Source organism: Streptomyces sp. MnatMP-M17 (assembly GCF_900091995.1).
In the GTDB taxonomy this organism is placed as follows: domain Bacteria; phylum Actinomycetota; class Actinomycetes; order Streptomycetales; family Streptomycetaceae; genus Streptomyces.
The window spans coordinates 1-7,379 of sequence record NZ_FMDK01000610.1; the positions used below are offsets into that span (position 1 = coordinate 1).

The 7,379-nt window shown below is 68.7% G+C and carries 9 protein-coding genes; 4 read left to right on the forward strand and 5 right to left on the reverse strand.

Annotated elements, in window-relative coordinates:
* Positions 1 to 178 precede the first annotated feature (178 nt).
* Together GA0115259_RS25885 and mca are read right to left on the reverse strand one after the other, a co-directional pair.
* Entirely contained in the window at positions 179 to 439 is a 261-nt protein-coding gene (locus GA0115259_RS25885; protein ID WP_093601489.1) for a hypothetical protein, read from the reverse strand.
* A 1-nt stretch (position 440) separates the two neighbouring features.
* Positions 441 to 1,322 (reverse strand): mycothiol conjugate amidase Mca, encoded by an 882-nt coding sequence (mca, locus tag GA0115259_RS25890; protein ID WP_093601491.1) that lies wholly within the window; start codon positions 1,320 to 1,322, stop codon positions 441 to 443.
* Between the two features lie 97 nt (positions 1,323 to 1,419).
* Between mca and GA0115259_RS25895 the strand changes: the two genes are divergently transcribed.
* Positions 1,420 to 1,821 carry a DUF4307 domain-containing protein gene (locus GA0115259_RS25895; RefSeq protein ID WP_093601493.1) on the forward strand — a complete coding sequence of 134 codons (402 nt, stop codon included), beginning with the start codon at positions 1,420 to 1,422 and terminating at the stop codon, positions 1,819 to 1,821.
* A gap of 241 nt (positions 1,822 to 2,062) precedes the next feature.
* Complete coding sequence (gene greA / locus GA0115259_RS25900; RefSeq protein WP_093601495.1) at positions 2,063 to 2,560, forward strand: transcription elongation factor GreA; 498 nt, start codon at positions 2,063 to 2,065, stop codon at positions 2,558 to 2,560.
* A gap of 119 nt (positions 2,561 to 2,679) precedes the next feature.
* Here the strand turns inward: greA and GA0115259_RS25905 are convergent, their stop codons facing one another.
* The 3 genes from GA0115259_RS25905 to ilvA all read right to left on the reverse strand — a co-directional run bounded on the left by GA0115259_RS25905 (position 2,680) and on the right by ilvA (position 5,955).
* Complete coding sequence (locus tag GA0115259_RS25905) at positions 2,680 to 3,531, reverse strand: ABC transporter permease (RefSeq protein ID WP_093601497.1); 852 nt, start codon at positions 3,529 to 3,531, stop codon at positions 2,680 to 2,682.
* Positions 3,528 to 4,544, reverse strand: coding sequence for an ATP-binding cassette domain-containing protein (locus tag GA0115259_RS25910; protein ID WP_093601498.1), 1,017 nt, complete (start codon positions 4,542 to 4,544; stop codon positions 3,528 to 3,530). Before GA0115259_RS25910 ends, GA0115259_RS25905 begins: the two co-directional genes overlap by 4 nt.
* A 181-nt stretch (positions 4,545 to 4,725) precedes the next feature.
* A complete protein-coding gene (ilvA, locus tag GA0115259_RS25915) occupies positions 4,726 to 5,955 on the reverse strand; it encodes a threonine ammonia-lyase (RefSeq protein WP_093601499.1) in 1,230 nt (409 codons plus the stop codon).
* 165 nt (positions 5,956 to 6,120) lie between these two features.
* Here ilvA and GA0115259_RS25920 point away from each other — a divergent pair, with 165 nt between their 5' ends.
* The gene (locus GA0115259_RS25920) at positions 6,121 to 6,729 is read left to right on the forward strand and encodes a MarR family winged helix-turn-helix transcriptional regulator (RefSeq protein WP_176732655.1); all 609 of its coding nucleotides are present in this window, start codon (positions 6,121 to 6,123) and stop codon (positions 6,727 to 6,729) included.
* Positions 6,730 to 6,868: 139 nt separating this feature from the next.
* On the forward strand, positions 6,869 to 7,379 hold a 511-nt coding region (locus tag GA0115259_RS25925), incomplete at its 3' end, for a sigma factor-like helix-turn-helix DNA-binding protein (RefSeq protein WP_093601503.1).

Sequence of the window (7,379 nt, forward strand, 5' to 3'; positions counted from 1 at the left end):
GCCCGGGCACCTGGGCATGGCCCCCCCCCGCCACGCCCGCGAGGTCATGGGCGTACCGGTGGAAACGGCACCGGCGTAGGACGCGCGGGAGGGCGCGGCTGTGGTATGCGGCGGCCTCGCCGCGCCCGTCGGCCCCGGCCGCCCCGGGGCCGGGGCGGCCAGTGCTGTGGCAGACGCGTCAATCCGCCTCGGCGTGCGGCGGCTTCGGCGAGGTCGAGGTCGTGGCCGGCGTCTTCTCCGGCTTCGAGGTCTCCTCCGGCTTCGGGGTCTCCTCGAAGTTGACCATGCTCATATGCCGGTTCATCGACTTCATCAGCAGCCACACACCACCCGCCATCACCGCGAACACGATGAACCCGAGCACACCGGGCGTCACCTTGTTCTCGTCCAGCTCCTTGGCGAGCGGCAGCATGTGCGTCATTGCCTGGGTCGCATACATATCAGGCATTGTCGCGGATGCCCGCGAAGAGGTCGCTCTCGGGGAGGGACGTATCGACGAGGGACTTCGCCAGCTCGTACTCCTCCGTCGGCCAGACCTCCCGCTGGATGTCCATCGGCACCCGGAACCAGCCGCCGTCCGGGTCGATCTGCGTGGCGTGCGCGATCAGCGCCTTGTCCCGGATCTCGTAGAAGTCCGCGCACGGGACATGCGTGGTCAGCGTCCGCTCCTCGCGCTCGATCTCCTTCCACCGCTCCAGCCAGGCCCCGTACGGCGACTCCAGACCGCGCGCCAGCAGCGCCTCGTGCAGCGCAACCGTACGCGGCCGGTTGAAGCCCTGGTTGTAATAGAGCTTCTGCGGCTGCCAGACCGGACCGAACTCGTCCTCCGGATACTTCTCCTTGTCCGTCGCCCCATCGAACGCCACCATCGAGATCTTGTGCGTCATGATGTGGTCCGGATGCGGATACCCGCCGTTCTCGTCGTACGTCGTGATGACCTGCGGCCGGAACGAGCGGATCAGCCGCACCAGTCGGCCCGCCGCCTCGTCCACGTCCTCCAGCGCGAAGCAGCCCTCGGGCAGCGGCGGCAGCGGATCGCCCTCGGGCAGTCCGGAGTCGACAAAGCCCAGCCACTCCTGCTCGACACCGAGGATCTGGCGCGCCTCCTCCATCTCTTTTTTACGGACCTCGTGGATGTGCTCCTCGATATAGGCGTCGCCCTGGAGCTTGGGGTTGAGGATGGAGCCGCGCTCGCCACCCGTGCAGGTCACGACCAGCACGTCCACCCCCTCGGACACGTACTTGGCCATCGTGGCCGCGCCTTTGCTCGACTCGTCGTCGGGGTGGGCGTGAACGGCCATCAGCCGTAGCTGCTCAGTCAAGACTCGATCCTCAGTGATTCGTCGCATCGGACGGCTTCTATAGTGACGGATACCCGGGGGCGGAAATTCCGGCCGCCCGACGCGGAAAGGGACGATCATGGCTGTGGTGCGCGAGCAGCTCCCCCCCGGCCGTTACGGCCGCTCGGCGGACGAGCACGCGGATCACCGGCTGCGGATCATCGGCGCTGTCCTCGGCACCGCGCTGATCGCCCTGATCGGCTGGTTCGGCTACCACTATGTGGTCGATCGCAGTGTCTCCGGCGAGCTCATCAAGTTCAAGGTGGTTTCCGCCACCTCTGTGGAAGTCCATCTGGAAGTCCGCAAGGACCGGGACGCCGGCGGCAGCTGTACGCTGCGCTCCCTCGCGGAGAACGGCGCCGAGGTCGGCCGCAAGGACGTACGCTTCGGCCCCGGCGAAACCAGGATCGACCAGGTCTTCACCGTGCGTACGACGGCGACCGCGACCAGCGCGGAGCTGCTGGGCTGTACGTCGGACTGAGACCTGTTCCTGCGCCGCGCCCGCGTCCACCGCATCGGCCGCACCGTCCAGGTACTCCGTAGTCCGGCAGACGGACCCGCCGTACGTCTCGCCGCTGACCTGCGTCGACGTAAATCTGATGGCTTTCGTCCTCCCCCTCGCGCCACGAAATTGTTAGGCTCGTGGTTTCGCCCGACCGAGAAGGAAACATTCTTCTGGGTAGGGCGTTGCTTTGTATTCCCGGTACCTACGAGGAGCACCTGTGACCCAGACCAGCGAAAACGTCACCTGGCTCACCCAGGAGGCGTACAACCAGCTGAAGGCCGAGCTGGAGTACCTGTCTGGTCCCGCCCGCACCGAGATCGCCATGAAGATCGCGGCGGCCCGTGAGGAGGGCGACCTCCGGGAGAACGGCGGGTACCACGCGGCCAAGGAGGAGCAGGGCAAGCAGGAGCTCCGCGTGCGCCAGCTCACCCAGCTCCTGCAGAAGGCGAAGGTCGGCGAGGCGCCGGCGGACGACGGTGTGGTCGAGCCCGGCATGGTCGTGACGATCGCCTTCGACGGCGATCCGGACGACACGCTGGACTTCCTGCTGGCCTCCCGCGAGTACGCCAGCTCGGACATCGAGACCTACTCGCCGCAGTCCCCGCTGGGCACCGGTGTGAACGGCAAGAAGGTCGGCGACACCGCGGAGTACGAACTGCCCAACGGCAAGAAGGCCTCCGTGAAGATCCTGGCCGCGAAGCCGTACCAGGGCTGAGCGCGACAGCCCCCGGCCCATGGACGCTGTTCCCATGGGAGCCGGGGGCTGTTTCCGTATCGGGGGGCTGTTCCGGTATGGCGTACGGATGTCAGGCCGTCATGGCGTACATACGGATCTCACGCCGTCGCCGAGCGGTATTTCCGTACCGCCAGCGTCCGGAACACCGCGATGATCAGGACCGACCAGGCCAGCGAGGCCAGCACCGGATGCTCCATGGGCCAGGCGGTGGACTCCGAGACTCCCGGGTTGCCGAACAGCACCCGGCAGGCCTGCACCGTCGCGCTGAACGGATTCCAGTCGGCGATGTGCCGCAGCCATGCCGTCATCCCGCTGGTGTCCACGAAGGCGTTCGAGATGAAGGTCACCGGGAAGAGCCAGATCAGCCCGCCCGAGGTGGCGGCCTCCGGCGTACGGACGGACAGCCCGATCAGCGCGCCGATCCAGGAGAAGGCGTAACCGAGCAGGAGCAGCAGCCCGAACGCGCCGAGCGCCTTCGGCAGGCCCTCGTGGATACGCCAGCCGACGAGCACGGCGACGATCGAGAGCACCACCACGGTGAGCGCGGTCTGCACCAGATCGGCGAGCGTACGGCCGGTGAGGACCGCGCCACGCGCCATGGGCAGCGAGCGGAACCGGTCGATGAGGCCCTTGTGCATGTCGTCGGCGATTCCGGCACCCGCGCCCGCGGTGGCGAAGGTCACGGTCTGGGCGAAGATCCCGGCCATCAGGAAGTTGCGGTAGACATCGGCGTTGACGCTGCCGCCCACCTGGAGTGAGCCGCCGAAGACATAGCTGAACATCACCACGAACATGATCGGCTGGATCAGCCCGAACAGAACGACCTCGGGAATCCTGGTCATCCGGATCAGATTGCGGCGGGCGACGACCAGCGAGTCGGTGGCCGACTGTACGATCCCGCCGCGCGGGCGAGGGGCCGCGGTCGGTACGGCTTCCGTGGTGACGGTCACTTCCCGGCCTCCTTCGTGTTCTTGGCGAGCTCGGCCGCGTCCTCGGACTTGGTCGCGTCCTCGGCCTCGGCCGCGTGCCCGGTCAGGGAGATGAAGACATCGTCCAAGGTCGGACGGCGCAGACCGATGTCGTCGATCTCGACGCCGCGTGTGTCCAGCTCCCTGATGACCTCGGCGAGCAGCTTCGCGCCGCCGGTGACCGGGACCGTCAGCTTGCGGGTGTGCTCGTCGACCGTCACCGTCGCCTCGCCGCCCTTGCCGAGGGCCGCGAGCACGGTGCGTGCGGTGTCGATCCGGTCCTGCTGGTGTACGACGACCTCGACGCGCTCGCCGCCCGTACGGGCCTTGAGCTGGTCGGCGGTGCCACGGGCGATGACCCGGCCGTGGTCCACGACACAGATGTCATGGGCCAGATGGTCGGCCTCCTCCAGATACTGCGTGGTGAGCAGCAGAGTCGTACCACCGGCCACCAGCTCCTGGATGATGCTCCAGAGCTGCTGCCGGTTGCGCGGGTCGAGGCCCGTCGTCGGCTCGTCCATGAACATCACGGGCGGCGAGACGACGAGCGCGGCGGCGAGGTCGAGCCGGCGGCGCATACCGCCGGAGTACGTCTTGGCCGTACGGTCCGCCGCGTCGGCGAGATTGAAGCGCTCCAGCAGCTCGTCCGCGCGCGCCTTGGCGGCCCGGGAACTCATCTGGTAGAGCTGGCCGACCATCCGCAGATTCTCGCGGCCGGTCAGATACTCGTCCACCGCCGCGAACTGGCCGGAGAGGCCGATGGAGCGGCGGACTTCGTTGGGGTGCTTGAGGACGTCGATGCCCGCGACCACGGCCTTGCCGCTGTCGGGCTGGAGCAGGGTGGTCAGTACCCGTACGGCGGTGGTCTTGCCCGCGCCGTTGGGTCCGAGAAGCCCCAGAACCGTGCCTTCGGGAACATCGAGATCGACGCCGTCCAGAGCCCTTACATCGCCGAAGGTCTTCACCAGGCCTTCGGCGTAGATGGCGCCTGGCATGAGGTTTCTCCAGTGGGATCGCTGTGGTGCTCGGTGTCGGTGCTTTGCTGTCAGTGCTTGGTCAGCTTGGTCAGTGCTTGCTGACGCAGCACGGTAACGCGATACATCGCGACCCACAAGAGGCAGATGTAAGGCTGAAGTAAAGAAAACCGTACGCCCGCGCCCGCCCCGCTCCCCCGCCTTATCGAAGGACCGTGTAGCCCGCCGTCCGCAGTGCCGTCTCCACCTCCGCGCAGTGCTCCGGGCCCTTCGTCTCCAGATGCACCTCCACGTCCGCCTCCGCCAGCCCGAGCCGTGGATCGGTCCGTACATGGCTCACATCGAGAACATTGGCATCCGCCACTGACAACACCGTGAGCATCGTCGCCAGCGCGCCCGGCCGGTCCGTCACCCGTACCCGCAGACTCAGATAGCGTCCGGCCGCGGCCATACCGTGCCGCAGGATGCGCTGCATCAGCACCGGATCCACATTGCCGCCCGAGAGCACCGCCACCACCGGCCCGCGGAAGGCCCCGGGATCGCTGAGCAGCGCGGCCACAGGACTGGCGCCCGCAGGCTCCACGACCAGCTTCGCCCGTTCCAGACAGAGCAGCAGCGCGCTGGACAGCGCGTCCTCGGAGACCGTACGGACCTCGTCGACCAGCTCCTGGATGATCTGGAACGGTACGTCGCCGGGCCGGCCGACCTTGATGCCGTCCGCCATCGTCTGCGGTGTCTCGATCGCCATCGGCCGGCCCGCGCGCAGCGAGGGCGGATACGCGGCGGCGCCCTCCGCCTGTACGCCGATCACCCGTACCTCGGGCCGTACGGACTTCACGGCGAGCGCGATGCCCGCAGCCAGTCCGCCGCCGCCGATCCCGACGACGACCGTCCGTACCTCCGGGCACTGCTCCAGGATCTCCAGCCCGACCGTCCCCTGTCCGGCGATGACGTCCGGGTGGTCGAAGGGATGGATGAAGACCGCGCCGGTGTCGCGGGCGTACTCCTGCGCGGCGGCCAGCGTCTCGTCCACGACCTGTCCGTGCAGCCGGACCTCGGCGCCGTAGTCGCGGGTGGCCGCGACCTTGGGCAGCGGCGCCGCGACCGGCATGAACACCGTCGACCGCACACCGAGGAGGGTCGAGGCGAGCGCAACGCCCTGGGCGTGGTTGCCCGCGCTGGCGGCGACGACGCCCGCCGCGCGCTCCTCCGGCGAGAGGCCGGCGATCCGTACGTAGGCGCCGCGCAGCTTGAAGGAACCAGTCCGCTGGAGGTTCTCGCACTTGAGATGGACGGGAGCGCCGACGAGCTGCGTCAGATATCTGCTGCCCTCCATCGCGGTCGTCCTCGCGACGCCGGAGAGCATCTTCTGTGCTCCTCGGATGTCATCGAGGATCAAGGGACGCACGGGGCGGGACGTACCGAAGCTCATGGTTGTCAGTCTCGCAGCTCACCGGGCCGGCGGCGGTCCATGACCGGCGACGGCCGCCGACCGTGAATCCCTGCCCATGGGTTTACGCAGCTCCGGTACGAGCGGCGTCATCCACGCGTACTCTGTCCCCCACCAACCGACCCCCGCACAAGAGAGCCCCCAGCCATGCCCCCCATTCAGGACATGACTTCCGCTGCGTCGGCCTCCCGGGAGATGGCCTCAGAACCCCTGGGTTCCGCGCCTTCGGCTTCCGGATCCTTGGGCTCCGAACCCTTGGCCGACGCCGGCCTCCTCGATGCACTCCAGCACCAGGTGGCCGTCTTCGCCCGGCGGGCCGAACAGACCCGGCTCGGCGGTGTCGGCCAGGTCCGCAACTCCATGGACCGCGCCGCGTATCTGCTGCTCAACAGGCTCGACCAGGAGGGCCCGATGGGCGTCAAGGCCTTGGCCGCGGGCATGGGCATCGACTCCTCCACGGTCACCCGGCAGGTGGCGCCGCTCGTCGACACCGGCCTGGTCAAACGCACTTCGCACCCGGAGGACGGCCGCGCGGTCGTGCTCCAGCTCTCGGCGCGCGGGCTGGCGAGGCTGGAGGAGGTCCGCTCGTCACGGCGCGAACTGATGGCACAGGTCACGGGCGGCTGGACGGCCGACGAACGGAAGTCCTTCACCACGCTGCTGACCAGGTTCAACGGAGCACTGTCGGCGCGGGCGGCGGGACAGCAGCCGGGCGAGGGCGATACGGACGAACGGGACTCCGCCGGGGACTCGTAGCCGGTCTGCTCGTAGTCGGCCTGCTCGTAGTCGGTCTGCTGGCAGTCGGTCTGCTGGCAGTCGGTCTGTGCTCGCCTGTGTTCATCTGTGCTCGAAAGGCACTCTTGACCGTGGTCTGCTAACTCGCGTCAATTGAGACGTGCGAGAGCGGTGGACTGCCATGGATCGCCGCCGCGCCCGTGAGTTCCAGGCGTTCGCCGCGGGTGCGGGCGGCCGGCTGCTGCATGTGGCGGCGCTGCTCACGGGCGAGCCCCTGGACGCGGCGCCGCGCGCACAGCGTCTGCTGATCGCCGCACTGGCCCGTACGTACGCGGACTGGGACCGGCTGCGCGGCGAGGATCCGTACGACCGCACCCGCCAGGATCTCGCCCTCCGCTTCGCCCGTACCGCCTGGCATCCGCACCGGCGCCGTCCCACGGCGGGCGTACTGGCGCGGCTCGGTCCGCAGGAGCGCGTCGTACTGGTCCTGCGGCTGTACGAGGGCGTGGCCGAGGAGCAGACAGCGGCTCTGATCGGCCTTCCGGTGGAGCGCGTCCACACGATCTGCGCACGCGCGATCAGAACAATGCGGCAGAAGCCCGTCCTCCGACCGTCGGCCGGCGCCCGCGCGGTGGGTTCGCTGGGCGCGGGCGCCGGTCCGGGCGCGGTGC